A 19,822-nucleotide genomic window follows, 5' to 3' on the forward strand; every position below is an offset into this window, starting at 1 on the left:
AATCTGCGCCTATGGAAGAGCGCAGAGTTTCAATACTGCATTGTTGTCTATCCAGATACAGCCTATCTCATAGCTGTAGAGAATTATGTTTATTTATGGTAAACTACCCAAAAGATTTATCGACTTCCAGCACCAGCAGTAGGGCATGGGGAGTAACCCATAGACTAACAAATCATCCCTAGTTTGTACAAAGCGCGCTCCAAACAATAGACCTGGTAGTTTTTAGTTATCAAACTAACCTTGAAATCCCTAAAATGTTTATAGAATTCGTAGCAAATATTTTTGTTTAAAATTTTTGTTTAAAGAATTATTTCCTTGGGCTGTAACGCTTATATGCTACACTCTAAAAGTCTTTGCATCAATGAGTTATACCACGCCTCACACCCTACCCGAGATAACCACACGATACCGGATACAGACCGATGATTACTCCAGATGAATGCCATACAGACGGGTAGGTGTCCCATCTGGGCATCTAGATTCCATTTGATTTTACTATAGGCTATCCAATCTCCCCTGACTCTCCAACCGATGCGTTCACCTAGCCTGACGCAGTCTCCTGCCACCTCTTGATAAATGGACTGCTGAACACTAAGCCCAAAGTGTCCTTGGCTGTATCTTACCCAAAGCTGGTCAATGGTCAGCAGGTCAGCACAGGGAAATGTTTTGAGCGACTCTACATCTAGCCATTTTTCAGCTTCTCGACCTGCTGCTTCCAGGAGTACCCTGGCTGTCTCTAGGTCGGCTTCTTTCCACTTCCCTGCTGCTAGTAAGTCTCGCAGTTTAGTGTAGTCTACTCCTTTTTCAGAACGCAGTTTGAGTTCAGGTTCATAGTGATTTCGTGTCATAGGTTTGCGCTATGGTGATGGGAGTTGATCTGCAAAGATACAGTAAAGATAAAGTTTTGGCTTGTCTGTCAGGTGTGGGGTACACCCATCAACCATAGCATTGCCCCAGGAGTCAACTACCAGACACTGACGGCAAAGCCATAGAGCAATAATCGAGAAATTATAGGTATTAGGCTAATCGTATTAGGTATGAGCTACAACAGGGGCACTTGAGCACCTCCGTCCTAAGAGAGCTAGCCAAGTTTCAACAGAACCCTAAACCCTAGAGCCTAAACCCTAAATTATGTTCGCGAAGGGTGACGGCAGGTCAAACAGGTATCTAAAAAACAAAATATGTAACAAAATGCGATCGCTTAGCGGCGACCTAGGAGGATCGCGTAGCGTGGCCTACGGTCAATCGCATCTTTACAGATGTTCCTTGTAGTGCTTCAATGTATAGCCTGTGGTTAAGGAGTTTAACAGGAAACCCGCCCGAAGAGGCTTAGGGGTAACACCCCTCATTCAAATTAACTACCAGTATCCGAAAATTACTGGTAGTCTAATTTAATGAACATTAGACCTGCTCCCGTTTAGTTGCTCCATTTCTGTTGACGGTTGGCACTAAATAAGCAACTATAAAGTGTCAACATAAGGTGTCAACATAAAGTGTCAACAAAACCAAGTTTCACCGAATCGTGCAGGTAAAATGTGGCTCAAACGGGTTTTTAATGCAAATTCTTACGTTGGAGCAAACTTAAAATTATGGCACCTGTATGGCCCCTAAAGACGGTCGTGTTTCAAACTCTCTTCCTGCTGGTGGTAATTGCGGTGGAAGGGATAGTCTTACAACGAGGGCTAAAACTCAACCGCAAAACCAGCATGCAGCAAGCAGCATCGATTAATCTACTTTCCACTATTGTAGGTTGGTGCTGTTTTTTTGCCCTTCACGACCAACTCCCTACGGAATTTCAAGGCCAGATGATTAGTTATATCTTTTTCGATCACTTTTCAGAGGATAAGCCTGACAATTTTTATACTCTTATTGCTATGAGTGTGATCACAATTTTCTTTCTTTCCTTTATTATTAAGCTGGCAGGGCTGAGGTTACTCAAAATCTTTTTAGAACTAGCTGAAGATCAGGCAACTGGTTCCACATCGGCTTCCGACGAGGAAAAGTCATTATCCTTGAGGCGCTCTGGTCAGAGAGGATCGGGTGGGGAAAATCGAGCTATGGTCGTCCTCATTGCTAATTCCTGTAGCTATAGCGCTATCTTACTGCTTTTGTTTCTGCGTTTCCTTTATGTCAACCCCATTAGTGGATAACTAGCGTCGTGAAATTTTTCACATCCCTATTCGAATTTGTCATTGGCTTAGCGGTGGTAGACTGGGTGGTAAAGGTACTGAAACCTCCCAAGGCATTTTCCTGGCAGGCTCTAATGTGGCTAACTGTGTTTTCCTATGTAATGGCAGGGTTAGCCACGGGATTTGTACAACGGCTGATAGCAAGCTGTGGTGGTATTTTCTTTATTTTATTTGTCTACTGGGTAACGGCAGCGGCGGCTAAGCTAAGAATTGCCAAGAAGAGCTTGCCCCTAGGTGCCTGGATTACTGGCGCATTAACTAGTATTTATCTATTCGGCATCAATTTAAACCTTGGAGAATACCAGCCCGAAATTCAGGGTATCAGTACCTATTTATTCGGCATCGACTCAAGGGACGTATCATCCTTGACGTTCATTATTTGGCCAGTGATATCATCCCTAATAGCGGCTTTGCCCTATATTTTAGCAGTAGAATTTAAGGTTAAAAAACCGTCTCCAGCAGAACGTCAATATCTAGTTATATTATTTGGTAGCCAGCTCCTGATTAGCTGCTGGATACAGTTTTATTTCGTGATTCAAAACTGGCTAGTGCAATATCCTAGCTTACTGGGTGATGATTTTATCCATAGTTCCTTTGTCTGGAAATTGCCCTCTGCCCAAGTCACTATGCTATCTAGAGGTGTATCGATATTAGAGGGGATGGAAGTTCAATTGAAAGAAGAGTTGAATGCAAAATCTTGGTCAGAGGTTGAGAAATCCCTGCTTAAGGTAAATCACCAAAAGTTACTGAAGGAGATTGAATATCAAGCCAAGCAAAGCTCACCGGTTGCTGAAGATCCTCTATGGAAAGTAACCTATAAATTTTCATCCAGGGAGTCTGGGTATGACTATAACTTAGACTTGCAGGCCAATTGGAACGGTCCCCGTTCAAGCCCTGACACCAAACCTGAGTATTATTCCTTCACCAAGTCTTGTCGAATTAAGCAGGTGGATGGGCGATCAGGGTTAGGTTCTCAAGCAATTGGTAATGTGGAATGCCAACCCTCTAGGACAGGGGAAATTGAGGTGTTTGCTGACCAAGGAAAACGGTAAAAAGTAAAATTAAAAAGACTTGCTTACATCAAAATAGAAAATAGCAACTAGGAAATAGCAACTAGGAAATCTAGGATTTATAAATAGGACACGAACAATATTGCTGATTTTTAAGAACACAAAAAAATCCTCCAATCTCTTTCCTACTGCTCCCTACTCCCTGCTCCCTGCTCCCTTGTTACTTTAATCCTATGTTCACAACTCAAATAAAAATGCTATAGCAAATACTAAATACCAATTATCAAATAACAAAAGACCAATGACCAATGAGGAACAACAAATTCCCATTCGTGGTATCAGAGGACTGGGGAAGTGTAGCAGCACGAGGATACTATCAGCCCTCCCGTAATATCAAAGTAGCTGAATCGGGGGGAGCTTACCAATTACCGCTCTCCTTTGAGACTCACTCACCCAAGGGATGTCCTAGAATACCACCGGATATTCAGTTGCGGCAGTATCAGCGGCAAGCGGTGGCAAATTGGTTTGCCCATCGGGGACGAGGAACCCTGAAAATGGCAACGGGTAGTGGTAAAACTATTACTGCTTTAGCGATCGCAACGGAACTGTATCAAAAAATTGGTTTACAGCTGTTGCTGGTAGTTTGCCCTTACCGCCACTTGGTCACCCAGTGGGCAAGAGAATGCGAACACTTTAATCTAGAACCGATATTAGCCTTCGAAAGTGTCTACAGCTGGCAGAGTCAACTATCTGCCCAGCTATACAACCTCCAGGTTGGGAAACAATCGTTTATTACCATAATCACTACCAATTCTACCCTGATCAAGGAGGGTTTCCAGTCTCAGCTGAAGTATTTTCCTGAAAAAACCCTGATAGTGGGAGATGAAGCCCATAATTTGGGTACTACCCGCATCGAAAAGAGTTTACCCCGTAACATTGGACTGCGCCTTGCTCTGTCAGCTACACCGGAACGGTATTTTGATGAAGCTGGCACAGAAGCGTTGTTTGACTATTTTGGTTCAGTATTACAACCAGAACTGACCTTAGCCGATGCGATTCGCCAAGGAGCGCTAGTGCGTTACCTCTACTATCCGGTGTTCGTGGAATTAACAGAGGCGGAAAATATTGCCTATGCTAAATTAACTCAACGGATTGGTTGGGCATTAGGGGAAGCAGACGATATAGAAAATGACACTACTTTAACATCGTTATTGATGCAACGAGCTCGGTTAGTTGGGGCGGCTGCTAACAAGTTAAGGGCGTTGCAGCGGTTAATGGCTAAGCGTCTGAACACCTACCATACCTTATTTTATTGTGGGGATGGTTCGGTAGATGGGCAAGTGAGTAATGAAAGTAATCGTCAGTTAGCAGCAGTAACCCAGTTACTAGGTTCTCAACTAGGGTATCGGGTCAACACGTACACTGCTCAGACACCGTTGGCAGAACGGGAAGAATTACGTCGTCAATTTGAGCGGGGGGAGTTGCAAGGGTTAGTTGCAATTCGATGTTTGGATGAAGGGGTGGATATTCCATCTATTGAAACTGCGGTAATTCTGGCAAGTAGTAGCAATCCCCGGCAATTTATTCAGCGGCGGGGGCGAGTGTTGCGACCGCACCCAGGTAAGGAACGGGCAACGTTATTTGACATGATTGTTTTGCCCCCAGATTTGGGACGGGAAACTTGGGAAGTGGAACGGAGTTTGTTGAAAAAGGAATTGAAGCGATTTTTGGAGTTTGCTGAGTTGGCGGATAATGCTGGGCAGGCCAGGGTAAAATTGCTGGAAATTCAGCAGCGCTATGGAGTGCCAGATTGCTAATTGCCAAGAATGCGATTGGCGGGTTGTGAGAGTGGCTTTATGATTGTCGCTAATTTTTCCCCCATGCCCCCTGCTCCCTGTCCCCCTGCTATTTGAGAAAAGGTACATATGCGAAGCGGATTTGGTATAATCTCTAAGTTTCGCCTATATACGCCCATAGATGATGATTTAAGATGAACATTCCCTCGATTTGTAGCTATAACGAATGGGACCCTCTCGAAGAAATAATTGTGGGAACTATTGACGGGGTTACAGCCCCTGTTTTAACCCATGACATAAAAACCTTCATACGAAAGGACTATTGGAGCTTCTATCAAGAGCATGGCGGGAAACCCTACCGCACAGAATTGGTGAAGAAAGCCGCGAAAGCTCTAGATAACCTTCAAGAAGTGCTTGAAGGAGAAGGTGTCATTGTACGACGACCAGAAGCTGTTGATTATGCCCATCATATTTTTAAAACACCTTATTTTACATCAGCGGGATTCTTTAATGCTGATGTGAGGGATGTCTTGCTTGTTGTGGGCGAGGAAATCATCGAAGCGCCTATGTCTCAAAGATGCCGCTATTTCGAGTTCTTGCGCTATCGTCCCCTGATTCAGGAATATTTCCAGCAGGGAGCAGGCTGGACAGCGGCTCCCAAGCCCAAAATGTCTGATGCCCTCTACGATTGGGACTATCCTGAAGAAGATATGGCCTTTTTCCGGGGGGAATCTGGTGTACCAGATAGCGTTGGTCCTTTGAATGGGCGCTTCATTACTACCGAGTCAGAACCTTGCTTCGATGCAGCTGATTTCACTCGCTTCGGCAGAGACATCTTGGCACAGAGGAGCCACGTCACCAACGACTTGGGAATTCAGTGGATGCAGAGGCATCTTGGCTCGGAGTACCGAGTCCACACAGTCAAGTTCCGTGATCCAGCTCCCATACATATGGATGCAACTTGGGTTCCCATCGGCGAAGGGCGTGTCTTGTCTTGCCCTGACCGTCCGTGCATCTCACCGGATATCCTAGAGATGTTTAAGCAGGGAGGATGGGAAATTCTTTATCCTCCCAGGGGCGTAGCAAACGCCGAATTTCATATGTCCAGCCGCTGGCTTTCTATGAATATTCTGATGATTGATCAGGAGCGAGTGGTTGTGGAGAAGAGTGAGGAACCAACGATTAAGTTTTTTAAAGAGATAGGCTTAAAGCCAATTTTAGTGGACTTTAAAGACCATTATGTTTTTGGAGGTGGGTTACATTGTGCAACTTGTGATGTACGCAGGCGTGGTATGTTGAAATCCTACTTTTAAATTTGGGTAGTTTCAATATGCAGCGAGCATAGCTAGTTAAGGAACAAAAATCATGGATACCAAGCAACAAAATTGGATACAAAAAAAAGCCATTTATACTCCCGATCAATTGATCGTTAATGGTGTCGAAGTAATGCAGGACTGGGAAATTACGTATATGAAGAAGTTGGCTTCAATCGCAACTTCAAATGGCGGACAAATACTAGAATTAGGCTTTGGACTTGGATTATCAGCAGGTTTTATTCAAGACTCCCCCGACATTGAGAAACATACGATCCTTGAAGCCCACCCAGATGTACGCGAATTCGCGCAACAAAAATTCCCTGAAGCCTTGAGGATAGGTAGGATGGAAATTGTCCCAGGTTTTTGGCAAGAGGTTAGTTCACGTTTTGATGATGAGAGTTTTGATGGGATTCTGTTTGATACTGTCCCACTAACTCCAGAGGATGCAGGAAGTTTCCACCAACACGATTTTTTTAAGGAAGCGGGTCGGTTACTCAAAAAAAGTGGAACATTTACTTATTTTTCACGGGTTGCCACTGAAATACCAGAAGCACATCAAAAACTATTGCAAGAAGCTGGCTTTTCCAAGATCGATTTTGAGGTTGTTGATGTAAATCCACCCCTACCTTCTCAGTATTGGGACTACAAAACAATCGGAGCTCCCATCATTAAGAAATGACCCTACCATCTTCTCTATTCTTGAGGTCTCAAATATTGCATTAACACTTAGGGACTCTTGGAGACTGGTTCCATACTATGGGTAAATCGATCAAATGTCTTTTAGTCAAGGATTTCGACAATAGATCTCTAAAATCTAATCAGGAGAAGTTTACAATCATTGGGGACAGCAACTATCGGGACTTAAACGATAAAAAGAGCAAAATTATGGTATAATCTATGATGGATCAACCTTTCACGTCGAAAGGGCGATTTACTCGCCCTAGGAGGCGCGCACCGTGATTATTTGATCACCAATGTTGAGGCAAAAAAAAGTAACAAAACAGTGGATAGTAATGACCTATTCCCAAAGAAATTGGGTGGAAGTATTTTCTTGGGAAGCCAAGGGTTGGCTAGGGTTGAAAGAATACCAAGTCAGGGATAAAAGAAGTCTAATTCACCATTTTATTCTAGTATTTTGTGCCTATATTTTTATTCTTTGGCATAAGTTAACCGGGGGATTACTTTGGCGATGGGCGTTCCAAACCTTGGCCACGCTACGCGAATGAATACTTTTACAGAAGCCTTGGAGGCTTTCCGTACAGCTATGTCTTTTCGTTTCTTTAATTGGCTAACTAACTCACAATCAGGAGGTGTTTGCTGCTTATAAAGCCAGTTTAGGCTTCATTTGGGCTTGATTTTTGTTTAAGTCCCACTAAAAGACCAGTTTTTCTGGCCTCTCACGATTTTTGATCAAAAAAAGCGATGCAGCGCGGTCTTGGGGAGGCAGCGCGGTCTTGGGGGTCTCCCCCATGACCGCGCTGCCGTGGTTTCCCCCACTCGCTATTGCATCAAGACACGGTGGCAGTGCCACCGATTACGACAATAAGGATGTTACTATTCTTCCGGTTCAAAATCTTCCTTACCGACCCCACAGACCGGGCATACCCAGTCATCTGGAATGTCTTCAAAGGGTGTGCCCGGTGCAATGCCACTATCTGGATCCCCTACCTCTGGGTCATATACATAGCCGCAAGCGGTACAGACATATTTCTTCATGGATATTCTCCTAAATTAGTGTTCTTCTCTCATGATTCTGATCATATCGTGTCCCGTTGTTTCGTTAGTGTTCTTTGTTATTGTTTTTTTATAAATTAATTCCATGACTCCCATGGCACTGAGCGACCAAGTAGTTCTTCCAATGCTGTAACTTCCTGTTTATAATACATAGTAAGAGCATTTTTGATAGCTGGTGAAATCGACACCTTTTCCTGAGGCTGCACATTAAGGCGTAAATAGATCGGATCCAAGGCTCGTCGAATTTTCCTCAAAACTTTGTGAATGGGTTTGTTTTGGGTATATTGACGCATACACTTTAAAAACTGCTCATAATTCCGGTGAAACCACCAATTTTTTACTGCCTTGCTGGGATTATATACTTTAAAGAGATAATCCCCATAGAAGCTGGAATCAATTCCTGCAAATCGACAAATTTTTTCAAGCACATATTTGGGATTACGGGATAATTCTTCATAAAAAGCCACATAAATTCTATCGGATCCGAATAACTCAAAGTAAGGTTTTAAGTAGACATAATAACGCCCTTGCTCAAGGGAACGCATATAGGTATAGGTATTTTCGTGCTCAAAATTATCTTTAATTAATTGCTGGTCAACATAGTTATCAAAGCTGATATTTTGAGGAAGATACTCTTTCTGTTTAGCAAATTTATACCAAGAGATTAAGCGAGAAACCGGTTCCCGTAGGATAAATATAAGTTTAACATTTGGTAGAGATTGTTTTATTTTATGGGGTGTACCTGATGAGTAAAGATAGTCTGGTGTTGCCTCCATCCGAATTTTTTCGACATTGGAGCACTGAGCATAACGAAAAATATCATCATATTTTTCTAGACCATCTTCATATCGATAGTTTGAAGCTTCTGGATAATCTTGATCCAAAAAGAAGCGAATTTCTTTGAGGTTAGAGGTACAAACTTGAGGATGATCAGCTAGATAATAAAATAGTGATGTGGTTGCCGCTTTTGTCGTGCCTCCAATAATCAAGTAAGAGTGCTGTTTAAAACTTGAACTATTCATAGATTTTATTACCCCTCATTCACTGTGATGTTTTTGCAGCAGAGAAACACCCTTTCGATGGAGTAGATAGATGATGAGTATCACATAGATAATAGCCATAACAGGCCAACTCATAGCAATACCAATTAATTCCCAAACTTGCCAAAATAACCAACTCAGAGCAACCCCTACAAATGCCATGGTCACCATACTCCAGACAACCAAACCATAAGCTCTCTGAGCATATAAACCAGCTTCAAGCACGGGGATTAGAGAAATAAATGCCAAGGACAGCCCTAACCAAAAGAATACTTGAGACGTCTGCTCAATAGAGGTAGCTTCAAAAGAACCATGTCCGTATAGCAAACGAATGATTTCTCCATGGGATACCACAATAAAAAGTACTGCAGGTAAGCTTACTAATAGAGTTTTGGTCAAGTTTTTGCGCAAAGCCGATCCCAACCGGGATTTATGCCCAGCTAAGTCATGCTCTGTCATGGCAGGCAAGCTGGTGGTAGCAATACTGACACCAATAATCGTTTGAGCAGCGGAGACGATCCGAATTGCAAAGTAGAATGTGGAGACCCCACCAACTGCTACTAAGGAAGGCAGCATCTGACTCTTGACTAGATTAGATGCGAGCTTAATCACAAAACCGATAGTAGGTAAAGAACCTGCTTGCCACAGACGCGCAAGGTCATCTTTGCCAGCCCACGCCAACCATTGATGTTGGTGTCCCGCTTTAAAAGCATCTAGAAATACCAGCACAAAGAATCCACCAAATCCCAAGGTATAAGCGATCGCTATCCACAGAGCAATACTAGACTGATGCCATGCCAACCCAATGGCAGCCACTACGAAACCTGGTGCGATCGCATTCCGCAGAGCTACCGCACTAAAGCGCCTTTGGCTGTTGAGGATCACACTAAAGACCGCAATCCCAGGAGCAAACAAAACCATTGGCGCACAGATCCGAAATAAAAACGTTGCTTGTGCTCTACCCTCTGGAGAAAATCCTGGGGCTAACCCAGTTATAATCAATGGCGCTATAATTTCCAACAGAACAGTTAGACTAACACCGAGTACTAAAGCTAAGTTGACAATGCCACTGACCAAGCGATGATATTCCCTGTGATTCAGAGCATCTCGACGCTCCATGAACATTGGAACCAAGCTTTGTCTGGTTCCCTCCCGGCTCACGGTATCAATTAGTCGCGGTAAGCTGAGGGCAACAATCAAGGCATCTGTGGTTTGACTAGTCCCCAGTTTCGCCGCCATCAAAATGTCCGCAACCCACGCCAGTAGCATACCGAAGAAGGTCAGAGACATCACTCGCAGCGTGGGAGATTTCCACCCTTTGATTATACGGTTGGATAGGTTCATCAGATTACTTACTGCCAACACCTGATTAAGGTAGCAGACTTGGGGTCTTTCTCTGTTAGTTTTCCGTGCTAGTAGTTTCCAACAATTAGATCCAAATTGTTGCTACGTTTAAATTCACTGGTTTAAGACTCAGGTTGAAGTACCGGAGGGGAATCTTTAGGAGCGTCTGTCTTAGAACTTGGTTTTTCCCAGGCCAGGATAACCAGGCCAGTTGTCATTAACAGGGAAAGCGCCACAGCTCCCAAGATTACCGTTTTTTTGGTATTACCAACAGGTTCTTTCGGTAAGTTCGGCTCTACTAACAATTGCAGGGTTGGATAAGCAGTAGCATGATCCGATTTATTCAGGTTTAATTGAGCCGACTTCGCCGTAAATATAGCTTCAGAGATTTGCACCTCTCGCTCAAGCTCAGTCAGGGTTAACTGCTCCTGAATCAATGTCTGAAGTCTGGACTCTAGCTGAGCAATTTGTTCTGCCAAGGTGTTCACTTGACCGGTTAGTCCCTGCTGTTGAGCTCTCTGGTTGATTAACACTTGTGCCAGATTTGCTCGACCTGTCTGGGCATCTAAGCCTAAATTGAGATTATCCAAACGTTGAACATCCATCCCCTTGCCCAATAGCTGTTGGCTACGAGCAAGTAATGCCTCAAGCGCCGCTTGCTTCTTAGCTTTGAGATTAATCACCTGAGGGCTGTTTGGTGTCCATTGAGAATTTAGTATCGTTAGCTTAGCACTAATATCGCTATAGTTTTGCCAAAGTTTTTTAAACACTTCATCATCCTGAAGCATCAGAGCATCGGCTGCTTGGTCAGTTGACAACCTTAGGTTAGCTTCTAGCTGCCTTAATCCAGAGGTAGCCGCTTGCTGCTGAGCCAATAAATTAGCACGCTGCACTCGCAACCTTTCTACTTCTTCTGAAAGGTTATTGATTTGTTCAGAAATTTTGAGCAGTGACTTCTTTTTGAATTGAGACAGCTTTGTTTGGGCGTTTTTTAAGTTACTATTAGCAGAGTCTAAAGCTAGCAACGTCTTGTTATCCTGACGAGCTGATTCTTCTGCTCTTAAGTAATCAATCCGCTTGACTAAAGCTTGATAAAAAGCCTGAGTATTTCGCTGAGCGTCCGATGGGCTTTTGCCATCCGCTTCAAACTCTATGATAGTGGTACCTCTATCCAAATAAACCCTTGGCTTGGCAAACTCTTCAAAATCTTTGACTGAGGTATTAACAGCAGCAGCAGCTTCAGTTAATACGACGTCACTCATGGCGATATACTGGTAGTTTTGTCGTGGATCTACCTTTAAAAGATATCCGTAAGGAGATTTCTCACCTGGATTGGAGGAAGCTTGACCGACTCCAGGGAGTTGAACAGATCCTTGAGAACCCACACCAGGTATAATTGCTGCTGCCTTACTGGTGTAAGTTGGAGGGATTTGCTCGAGCACAAAAAAAGCTAAACCCAAAATAGCAGCATTGCTCAAAATCCCCAAACTTATGTAGGAAAACCATTTCAACCCATTGGGTCGAGAACGTTGGCGTGCTTCTGGTAGGGCTCGAATCGGAATTGAAGATTCTGTCATCTGTCTGTCATCAAAATAGATGCAGTCCACAAATTTACATTCAGACTAAATTATGAATATTTTGTGATTTTGACATCTCCCCCGGCTGAAGCACAGGGGATTCTACAAGGTTCCTACAAGGCAGGTTGAAACCGTGCCTTGTAGCTTCTCGTCCTATATGATCTTTTCATAGAGTTGAAAAGATCATACCGGTGCGGTAGTGTCAATGCTCCCCTACCCACCTTGGTCAGGTCAAGACCTAACTGTGTGGCTACTTTTCTAGCTATATTTGCAGCACCGTTACAATCGGCATTAATTAGCCAACCATTAGAAGTTTTGTACAGACCACGCCTAACTCGTTTGCCCGACGGTTTCCATCCTTTGGGTTTTTCGCCGTGTCTTGGGAGGCTGTCGGAGTCAAGATAAGACGCTTTGCTGGTGTACGCTTCCTCGGTAATTGTTAGCTTAATTCCATACTCAGGACAAAGCTGTTTCAGTCGTTCAATCAGTCTTTTTGTTGGAATGACCACAAAATTCTGATTACCCCGTTTCCCCATGCTTGAGGAATCTTTCTGTCCTTCGTTCCAACCAATGACGAGGTTTCCAACGCAATCGCTCAGGCACCGATTAATAATAAAACGGGCGGCTTTGTTGATCGCATCCCTGATTTGATTGTTTCTTCTGCGTTGGACACGATCTAAGTTTGAATCCCAGTATAATTCAGGCTTTCCAGCTTTATATTTGGCAACCAACCTGGCATAAGCCTGATTCAGAGACTTGAGCTTTCTGCCATCAATAATCAGGCTTCTCCCATGGGTTGAAACTCCGGTTAACCAGTTGTCCCCGCCGTGATCAAAACTCCATGCTTGGAAATAGTCTAGATTGGGATTATTTTCCACCGGTTGTTTTCCATCATCAATTACCCAATCGATCCATAATTGGCCTAGATACGGGCGAATAGTAACCTGTTTGACCCAATCTGGATCTATGAACCCTGGAGGTTCTAAGGCGATCTCAGTAAGCAGTTCAGGTCTACTTTCCTTGCTGATCGACGGGTAAAACAAACCGTTCTTATAGTTGAGCGCTTGTCTGGGAAAAGTGACGGCAGCTAGCCCGCCTTTCTTGCGGTACCTAAGCAGTTTTGGTCTATCGACTTGGCCTTTGTAGTAAAGGCTGACTAATTGGTTATAGCTAGTGATTGACTCGGCTACAGTTTTAAGAGTTTGTTGTGCTGACTGAGCCGCCATTGCCTTGTAATGAGGGTTGTCTTTCAAGCTGTTGCATAGCTCAGCATACTTGAGGGCGCACTTGTAAGTCTTCCAACCATAGCGCAGTTCATCCCCCCGCCAGTAAGTTGTAAATGCCTCTGGTTGCTGTTTCAACCAACTATAATGCTTCTGTTTGGAGTAATAGACTGCACAATTTATCAAGCTATTCGCTTGCTCACACTGAAATAGCCAGAAAGCATTTTCTTCGTCTGAAAACGTTGCTTTTACTGGAATTGTTTTGTACATCTTACTATCACCTCCCTCTCTTTATTATAACCTATTGGAATAGATACGGCGGGGTAAACCCCGTCCCGGGAGTTTCATCCCGGAGACGAAACCGTAAACCCTTTTGAAAAGGGAGGCTCTCACGTTCCCAGTATTTTTGGTAGTTCAGATCCCATGCTTTTAAACGATGGCGACCAATGGCATAAATCCTTTAGCTGCCATTTATTATAGAACTAGATGACAGAACTAGATGACGCACACAATAGTTTTTTGCCCATTAATTAAAATAACACCCCCATAGGACTACAGATCCAGATGGGGTTAGCCAAGACCAACTAACAACGGCGTAGCCTAATTGAGCTTAAGATTGACAATCTCAATCAGTTTTGATCAATTTTCAACCTACCCTACAAGGGACGCCAAGCCTTAACAACCTACCCTATGGGAACGCTAAGGGCGAACAACCCACAACCTTCAACCTTCAACCTTCAACCTTCAACCTTCAACCTTTAACCTTTAAACTTCAACCTTTAACCCCCAACCTCCAACCTCCAACCTCAAACTTTAAACCTTCAACCCCGCAACTCCCGAGAACGCTGATAAGACCCCAAAACCGCTTCAATCAAAGCCGAGCGAAAACCAGCCTTCTCCAACTTAGCGATCGCAGCAATTGTCGTTCCCCCAGGACTAGTAACCTGATCCTTCAATTGAGCTGGATGTATTTGAGTTTCCTTTAACAGCTGGGCTGTCCCCAATACTGTAGACTGTGCCAACTGCAATGCGATCGCTCTGGGTAATCCAGCTGCCACGCCCCCATCTGCTAGGGCTTCCACCAAAATCGCCACATAAGCTGGGCCTGACCCAGATAAACCGGTCACCGCATCCATCAGGTGTTCCGGAATCTCGACTACTTCACCAACAGCCCTAAAAATTGTCTTTGCTCGCTCCATTTGATCAGGCGAAACCCATTTTCCAGCAGCTAGTGCTGTGATTCCCGCCCCAACTGTTGCAGGAGTATTAGGCATTGCCCGGATCACTGACTGGGATGGAAAAGCGGTTTCCAGTCGTTCCAGAGGCACTCCAGCTAGAATTGAAATCACCATTGGCAACGTTCCTAAGCTGTGACCGTTGTCACCTCTACCCATTGCCAGTTCTGCCGCTACCGCTTCAAATACCTGAGGTTTAATTGCCAGTAACAAAACCTCTGATGCTGCCGCTGCCGCTTGGTTATTGGCAGTGACCCTTATCCCGTATTTTTGCGCCAAACCATCACGGCGCTGCTCCAGCAGCTCACTCACCAAGACCTGATCAGGCTGGTAAAGTTGTTGGGCAAGTAGACGGGATAGGAGGGCTTCTCCCATGACACCGCCACCAATTATGCCAAGTTTTATAGGCAACCCAACACCTCTCTTTTCAAATATTAATGTTATTCTTGAACACTAGACACTTGTCAAGTCCTGACTCTTACTGAGCCATCTGATCTGGCTCAGAACCCCAGGCTGGTGACGGAGCTGTCTGACGGGAAGGAGGGGCCTGGGGAGTAGGTATCTCATGAATCACACCAGACTGAGTACTTACCTGAACACAGCTTGGTGTGAACAAGAAAATACTTTCACCAATACGCTCTTGATGACCATCAATAGCGTAAGTCCCACCAGCCACAAAGTCCACCGCTCGTTGTGCTTGGTCTGGATCCATGATGGTCAGGTTTAAGACCACCGACTTCCGTTCCCGCAGTGCCTGAATCACTTGGGGCATTTCTTCAAAGGAACGAGGTTCAATCACTGCCACTTCTGAAATGCCATTGACTGCTCCAGGCATGCCAATCACATTATTGATGGGAGATGGCCCTACGCCTGCTTCTGATACCGTTGTCCGCTCCCGAGAACGACGTCTGGTTGGACGTTCCTCCTCTGATGGCGGTTGCACCGGTTGCTCTTGTGGGTAGGGAGTTGGGTAGGCATCCCCCTCCATGTCTTCATATTCGTATTCGTATTCCACTGGCTCATTCAGACCGACGAAATCGCGCAGCTTATTAAAAATACCGCTCATAGTCAACTCTCCATCACAACTTTAGTGTAAGCTTCTGCAAAACCGATAATCGACCTTCTCTAGGGCAGCAGTCTTGAGTAGATGCTTAGACTAGAACGTAAACAGTCTAACTTACCCCATAAGCTTACTTAATAATTTTCACCCTTGAGAACACCACAAGGTTATCAATATAGAATATATATCTGCCTTCTGCTCGGGGTGTAGTTGTCGAAACCAACACTTAGCAAAAGGTTATGCCATTATATATAAGAGGGCAATATTGATGATGGATGTGGTTGGGTATATACTACCCCATTACAAGGCTCTAGCCATAACCTAATTTCAGAAAACCCTCACAATCATCGTTTATACCTACTTCTGGCGGTAATATCAGCCCATTCACCTTGTCCGGCTCCAAGGAGTCTCCCAATTAACCCGAACGGGTTTCCTAATGGAACTTATTGGAAGGTTTGCTGATGGATAATCCGAAGCTGCTCATAGTCAGCCGATGAACCACTGCGCCTAAGTAAGCGAAGGCGATTTTCTACCAACAGCCGAGCCTCAGAACGACTGATTGGCTCAAAGGCAATACCATTGGTGGTACTTTTCACCAAAAAGAAAAGTCTGTGGGCATAGATCGTAGTGAACAACTCTTGTTGTTCTTCAACAATGCAAACTCGAAACAGTAGACCAAAATTGGGGTGATTGAGGTAGTTTTCAGAACTCATCAAAATCCATATTAGGCGGGACTTGAGCACCGAACTATCTGGTAATGGTCAAATAAGTCATTTCCATGACTTACTTTCCCTTAGTCAGGTTAGTGATATTGTGCCAGGGGTGTAAGCATTCAGCTATCAGTCTTGAGCCTTGGCCTATGGCCACGCATCGCGTATTGCTCACGCTACTTGAGGTGCCGTCAGCTAATCAACGGTCGGTAGTAAACCAGCATCGGGGGTGCTGGTACGGCTGGTTTAAAATCCCTGCTCGTTTTACTGATCCGACCCCGTGCAGTTAAAGCGCCTGCTAGCACCTCTAGTAGCGATGCAGTGGCCTCACGGGGAGGCAGTGCCGCCAAAGGGGGTTACCACGGGGCTTTCAAGGTGCGGACGCAGGTGACCCACGCAGCCCCTCCCGATGAGCAACTGCCGTGGTTTCCCCCACTCGCGCTTTGCATCAAGACAGCGTAGGCGTAGCGCATTAGCTAATAGCACCTCAAGTAGCGTGGGCGTAGCGCATTAGCTGATAGCTGATAGCTGACGGCTGAATGCTTACCCAGGGGTTTGGTTCGTTAGTTAATCTAGGTAAGACTAGGAGTCAGCAAGACCCTAACAATTCCTAAAGACTTTAACCAAGTTATAGAGATAATAGCTTGATTGGTGGATTATAGTTCGCCAGGGAGAACAATTAGGGGATTGGGTCATATTGTTTCTGACGGCATTAGAATTGCAAGATCATCCTAATCGGATCTTACTTACCAAGTCTACCCAAATCTCCACAATCCAAATCTCCCCTACCTTGGTTGAACTCCTCAATACCGATACCAACCGATTGGAGATCGACTGAGGATTTAGAAGAAGCCCATAGGGGAAGAGGATGGGGAGCAAAAAAAATACACTAATAGTTTTGGCAATAGTTTTGGCTGTGACTTCGTGAAATTTTAATAAAGATTGCTCAGAAGTCCACATGTTTCAAAAATTCTAGGTCGATAATGGTTCTATAAGCTAATGATTTCCCTAGTAATTAGCAGACTAAACTATCCGGATTAACGAGTCTAATGACTGAAAACTGGAGTGAACAAGAGACAAAAACTATCAGTAGAGGTGCATCCAGATAATAAATGATTAGGCGTTTTCAGGATGTTATTGATTAAGGGTAAGCATTTTCCTAATAGCCTAATCTCGACCCTGCAATGTTTGTAGGGTCATTATTATGAATTGATAGTGATTTTACAATGCCCGTTAGTTTGTCTTAATTGCTGGGCATCTTAGTGAGTAAGTCCTGGTAAATTGGTCACTCAATTTGGTCACTCAATTTGGATAGTAGGCTGACACACTGGGCTGTTAGTCTGTGAACTTCAATCGATAAATCTTTGAGGAGTAAAGTAGAAACATCATGTTTGACTGCATAATCGTTGGTGCGGGACCGGCTGGTGGAACTGCTGCTTATCACCTGGCTAAAGGTGGAAAGTCTGTGGTGGTTCTAGAAAAAGAATCCTTACCCCGGTACAAGGCTTGTAGTGGGGCGGTTTCCCCACAAGTGCAACAGTGGTTTGATTTCGACTTTACACCTGCCATATCTCTGAAAGCTGAGAGTGTACGCTACACCTGGAAAATGGATGACCCAGTAGAAGTGAAACTGGACACTCAAGAACCGGTTTGGATGGTGCAACGGGATGTTTTCGATCACTATCTCATCCAACAAGCCCAAAAACAAGGTGCTGAAATTCGAGATAATACAGCAGTTACAGGGGTGGAGTTTAAGGGAGACCACTGGCAGGTCAACACTGTCAATGGGACTGTTGAAGGTCGCTACGTGATTGCAGCTGACGGTGCTACTGGACCGATGGCAAAATGGTTGGGATTCAAAGAACGTAAATCACGTCTGGCATTAGCCCTAGAGGTGCCCAAATCGGAAACCAATAGTACCGAGATCCATTTTGACTTTGGTCAGGTCAAAAATGGCTTTATCTGGAATATTCCTAAAGCCGAAGGCTACTCCATTGGTCTTGGCTCCTTACGGGGTGGTGACCTGAAAGACATGGAAAAGATAGTCAAAGGTTATGCGGAGAAATCCGGCTTAGACCTGAGTAGCTGTAAACAGCACGAAGGTGCCATCTGCGTCTGGGAACGTGAGGAGAAGCTGCATACACAAAATGCTGTATTAGCTGGGGAAGCTGCTTGTGTGGTGGATCCCATGACTGCTGAGGGAATTCGACCCTCCATGTTCAGTGGCATGAAAGCAGCTGAGGCCATTCAACAAGCTTTGGCAGGTCAAGCCGATGCCTTAGAAAACTATACCCAGGTGATGCAGCAAGAACGGGGAACTGATATGAGTTGGGCTGCTAAGCTCGCTGGTGCGTTCTACAGCTTTCCCGGAATTGGGTACAAAGTCGGCGTTAAAAAACCCGTTGCTACTCAAATCATGCTCAACATTCTGTGTGGGCAATTACGCTACTCCGAAGTAGTAAATCGTGCCATGAAGCGCTTGAACCCATTAAGCGGGGGATAATGGTGATAGGATAATTAATTTTGTCTGGTATCTTATCACATAAATAGTTGGGGTTGTTGAGGGTGGACACTTGACTGTCAACCCTCAACCCTCAACAGATAATACCATTAATGTCGGGTAAAAATGACCACACTTGACCCCACCACAGGACTACGGGCAAGTAACGTTCCCTCTAGGTCAGTAATTTCCAACTTGTTAAAGTCTAATTGTTGAGACTGACTCAGCATCCTTTGAGCTAAGGTATTCTGCTGAGCATCGTTGAGTTGGTACCACTCATCACTGACCTTGACCAAGAGCATACTTCTGAGAAAGTTCGCCTCAATTGCTTGAATCAGGTCATTACCGTACTGAGCAGTAATAGCCGCAATTTGATTTTGAATTCCGACAATCAGGCTTTGTTCAGGAGTTAACTCTGGTGTGGGTATGGGTTCCGATTCCACAAGTTGTGATTCCTGAGGAACTTCCAAATTTTGTGGAGAATTAATGGTATCAGCAGTAACTTGTGCCACCTGTGCTGGTGTCTTTGGTAGAAGCGCTAGTGTTGTCCATAGAATGACTACTACCACGCTTGCGATCGCACCAGTCAACATCCAATCAGACAGTTTTTCATTCCAAGCTGCCGGTAACAAGGAGCGGACTTTTTTTAAGGTGCCATCCCACAACCGGCCAAGAGTACTAAGAATCGGCAGCAAGCGATTCATTAATCCAGACTTAGGCTCAGAAGACGATAACTTTCCCTTGCCAGTTGTCTGAGGCGATTGACTTGTTGTTTCCAAGCTGTCTTTGGATTTATCTGTCACTGATGGTGTCGGCGGCGTTTGCATTGGTTGATCATTTGCCGCTTCTGGCTGCTGTTTTTGCTCTTCTGACATTGTACTTCCTCCCAGGCAGCGCCATTTTTTGATTCAATCGATTGACACTCCTCCCTACTCACTATATGCGGACCAACATGTGTAGGTACTGACACAGACTTCTTGACCATTTTCCCACAAAGAACGAGCATTCTTGACTGGGGTAGTGCGGGGGGACAGCAACTGTTGTTTTCCTTTACTGCCGTGCTATATCCTCTAGCCTATTAGGAATTT

At 44.6% G+C, this 19,822-nt stretch carries 16 protein-coding genes and 1 pseudogene; 7 read left to right on the forward strand and 10 right to left on the reverse strand.

What is annotated here, in order from left to right:
- Positions 1-329: 329 nt before the first annotated feature.
- On the reverse strand, positions 330-848 hold the full coding sequence (locus F6K37_RS04785) for a GUN4 domain-containing protein (protein WP_287248562.1): 519 nt from the start codon (positions 846-848) through the stop codon (positions 330-332).
- Between the two features lie 741 nt (positions 849-1,589).
- On the opposite strand from F6K37_RS04785, the gene fraC reads away from it, so the two are divergent.
- The 6 genes and pseudogenes from fraC to F6K37_RS04815 all read left to right on the forward strand — a co-directional run.
- Positions 1,590-2,150 (forward strand): filament integrity protein FraC, encoded by a 561-nt coding sequence (fraC, locus tag F6K37_RS04790; RefSeq protein ID WP_008187702.1) that lies wholly within the window; start codon positions 1,590-1,592, stop codon positions 2,148-2,150.
- A gap of 8 nt (positions 2,151-2,158) precedes the next feature.
- On the forward strand, positions 2,159-3,241 hold the full coding sequence (locus F6K37_RS04795; RefSeq protein ID WP_287248566.1) for a DUF5357 family protein: 1,083 nt from the start codon (positions 2,159-2,161) through the stop codon (positions 3,239-3,241).
- Between the two features lie 266 nt (positions 3,242-3,507).
- Positions 3,508-5,016 (forward strand): DNA phosphorothioation system restriction enzyme, encoded by a 1,509-nt coding sequence (locus F6K37_RS04800; protein ID WP_287248568.1) that lies wholly within the window; start codon positions 3,508-3,510, stop codon positions 5,014-5,016.
- 173 nt (positions 5,017-5,189) lie between these two features.
- Positions 5,190-6,308 (forward strand): NarL family transcriptional regulator, encoded by a 1,119-nt coding sequence (locus F6K37_RS04805; protein WP_287248570.1) that lies wholly within the window; start codon positions 5,190-5,192, stop codon positions 6,306-6,308.
- Between the two features lie 52 nt (positions 6,309-6,360).
- The gene (locus tag F6K37_RS04810) at positions 6,361-6,990 is read left to right on the forward strand and encodes a class I SAM-dependent methyltransferase (protein ID WP_287248572.1); all 630 of its coding nucleotides are present in this window, start codon (positions 6,361-6,363) and stop codon (positions 6,988-6,990) included.
- Positions 6,991-7,269: 279 nt separating this feature from the next.
- Positions 7,270-7,666, forward strand: a pseudogene (locus F6K37_RS04815) (IS701 family transposase); the annotation flags it as partial.
- Positions 7,667-7,865: 199 nt separating this feature from the next.
- On the opposite strand, the gene rd reads toward F6K37_RS04815, so the two are convergent.
- From rd to pipX, 8 genes are all read right to left on the reverse strand, one after another.
- Complete coding sequence (gene rd, locus F6K37_RS04820; RefSeq protein ID WP_008187710.1) at positions 7,866-8,027, reverse strand: rubredoxin; 162 nt, start codon at positions 8,025-8,027, stop codon at positions 7,866-7,868.
- A gap of 95 nt (positions 8,028-8,122) precedes the next feature.
- On the reverse strand, positions 8,123-9,067 hold the full coding sequence (locus F6K37_RS04825; protein ID WP_287248574.1) for a sulfotransferase domain-containing protein: 945 nt from the start codon (positions 9,065-9,067) through the stop codon (positions 8,123-8,125).
- Between the two features lie 15 nt (positions 9,068-9,082).
- The gene (murJ, locus tag F6K37_RS04830; RefSeq protein WP_287248577.1) at positions 9,083-10,429 is read right to left on the reverse strand and encodes a murein biosynthesis integral membrane protein MurJ; all 1,347 of its coding nucleotides are present in this window, start codon (positions 10,427-10,429) and stop codon (positions 9,083-9,085) included.
- 122 nt (positions 10,430-10,551) lie between these two features.
- Positions 10,552-12,006, reverse strand: coding sequence for a GumC family protein (locus F6K37_RS04835; RefSeq protein ID WP_287248580.1), 1,455 nt, complete (start codon positions 12,004-12,006; stop codon positions 10,552-10,554).
- A gap of 113 nt (positions 12,007-12,119) precedes the next feature.
- Positions 12,120-13,499 carry an RNA-guided endonuclease InsQ/TnpB family protein gene (locus F6K37_RS04840; RefSeq protein ID WP_008187714.1) on the reverse strand — a complete coding sequence of 460 codons (1,380 nt, stop codon included), beginning with the start codon at positions 13,497-13,499 and terminating at the stop codon, positions 12,120-12,122.
- Positions 13,500-14,050: 551 nt separating this feature from the next.
- Positions 14,051-14,875, reverse strand: coding sequence for a pyrroline-5-carboxylate reductase (gene proC / locus F6K37_RS04845; protein WP_071986918.1), 825 nt, complete (start codon positions 14,873-14,875; stop codon positions 14,051-14,053).
- A 67-nt stretch (positions 14,876-14,942) separates the two neighbouring features.
- Complete coding sequence (locus F6K37_RS04850; protein WP_287248583.1) at positions 14,943-15,530, reverse strand: cell division protein SepF; 588 nt, start codon at positions 15,528-15,530, stop codon at positions 14,943-14,945.
- Between the two features lie 437 nt (positions 15,531-15,967).
- The gene (gene pipX, locus F6K37_RS04855; RefSeq protein WP_008186718.1) at positions 15,968-16,237 is read right to left on the reverse strand and encodes a transcriptional coactivator PipX; all 270 of its coding nucleotides are present in this window, start codon (positions 16,235-16,237) and stop codon (positions 15,968-15,970) included.
- Between the two features lie 1,384 nt (positions 16,238-17,621).
- Here pipX and F6K37_RS04860 point away from each other — a divergent pair.
- Entirely contained in the window at positions 17,622-18,737 is a 1,116-nt protein-coding gene (locus tag F6K37_RS04860; protein WP_287248585.1) for a geranylgeranyl reductase family protein, read from the forward strand.
- Positions 18,738-18,844: 107 nt separating this feature from the next.
- Here F6K37_RS04860 and F6K37_RS04865 read toward each other — a convergent pair whose 3' ends face one another.
- The gene (locus F6K37_RS04865; RefSeq protein WP_287248587.1) at positions 18,845-19,609 is read right to left on the reverse strand and encodes a hypothetical protein; all 765 of its coding nucleotides are present in this window, start codon (positions 19,607-19,609) and stop codon (positions 18,845-18,847) included.
- Between the last annotated feature and the right edge of the window lie 213 nt (positions 19,610-19,822).

Origin of the sequence: Moorena sp. SIO4E2, assembly GCF_010671945.1 — a bacterium.
In the GTDB taxonomy this organism is placed as follows: Bacteria; Cyanobacteriota; Cyanobacteriia; order Cyanobacteriales; family Coleofasciculaceae; genus Moorena; species Moorena producens.

Coding starts and splice junctions, on each gene's coding strand:
- F6K37_RS04785 (WP_287248562.1), bottom strand. CDS start 848: ATGACACGAAATCACTATGAACCTGAACTCAAACTGCGTTCTGAAAAA.
- fraC (WP_008187702.1), top strand. CDS start 1,590: ATGGCACCTGTATGGCCCCTAAAGACGGTCGTGTTTCAAACTCTCTTC.
- F6K37_RS04800 (WP_287248568.1), top strand. CDS start 3,508: ATGAGGAACAACAAATTCCCATTCGTGGTATCAGAGGACTGGGGAAGT.
- F6K37_RS04805 (WP_287248570.1), top strand. CDS start 5,190: ATGAACATTCCCTCGATTTGTAGCTATAACGAATGGGACCCTCTCGAA.
- F6K37_RS04810 (WP_287248572.1), top strand. CDS start 6,361: ATGGATACCAAGCAACAAAATTGGATACAAAAAAAAGCCATTTATACT.
- rd (WP_008187710.1), bottom strand. CDS start 8,027: ATGAAGAAATATGTCTGTACCGCTTGCGGCTATGTATATGACCCAGAG.
- F6K37_RS04825 (WP_287248574.1), bottom strand. CDS start 9,067: ATGAATAGTTCAAGTTTTAAACAGCACTCTTACTTGATTATTGGAGGC.
- murJ (WP_287248577.1), bottom strand. CDS start 10,429: ATGAACCTATCCAACCGTATAATCAAAGGGTGGAAATCTCCCACGCTG.
- F6K37_RS04835 (WP_287248580.1), bottom strand. CDS start 12,006: ATGACAGAATCTTCAATTCCGATTCGAGCCCTACCAGAAGCACGCCAA.
- F6K37_RS04840 (WP_008187714.1), bottom strand. CDS start 13,499: ATGTACAAAACAATTCCAGTAAAAGCAACGTTTTCAGACGAAGAAAAT.
- F6K37_RS04850 (WP_287248583.1), bottom strand. CDS start 15,530: ATGAGCGGTATTTTTAATAAGCTGCGCGATTTCGTCGGTCTGAATGAG.
- pipX (WP_008186718.1), bottom strand. CDS start 16,237: ATGAGTTCTGAAAACTACCTCAATCACCCCAATTTTGGTCTACTGTTT.
- F6K37_RS04860 (WP_287248585.1), top strand. CDS start 17,622: ATGTTTGACTGCATAATCGTTGGTGCGGGACCGGCTGGTGGAACTGCT.
- F6K37_RS04865 (WP_287248587.1), bottom strand. CDS start 19,609: ATGTCAGAAGAGCAAAAACAGCAGCCAGAAGCGGCAAATGATCAACCA.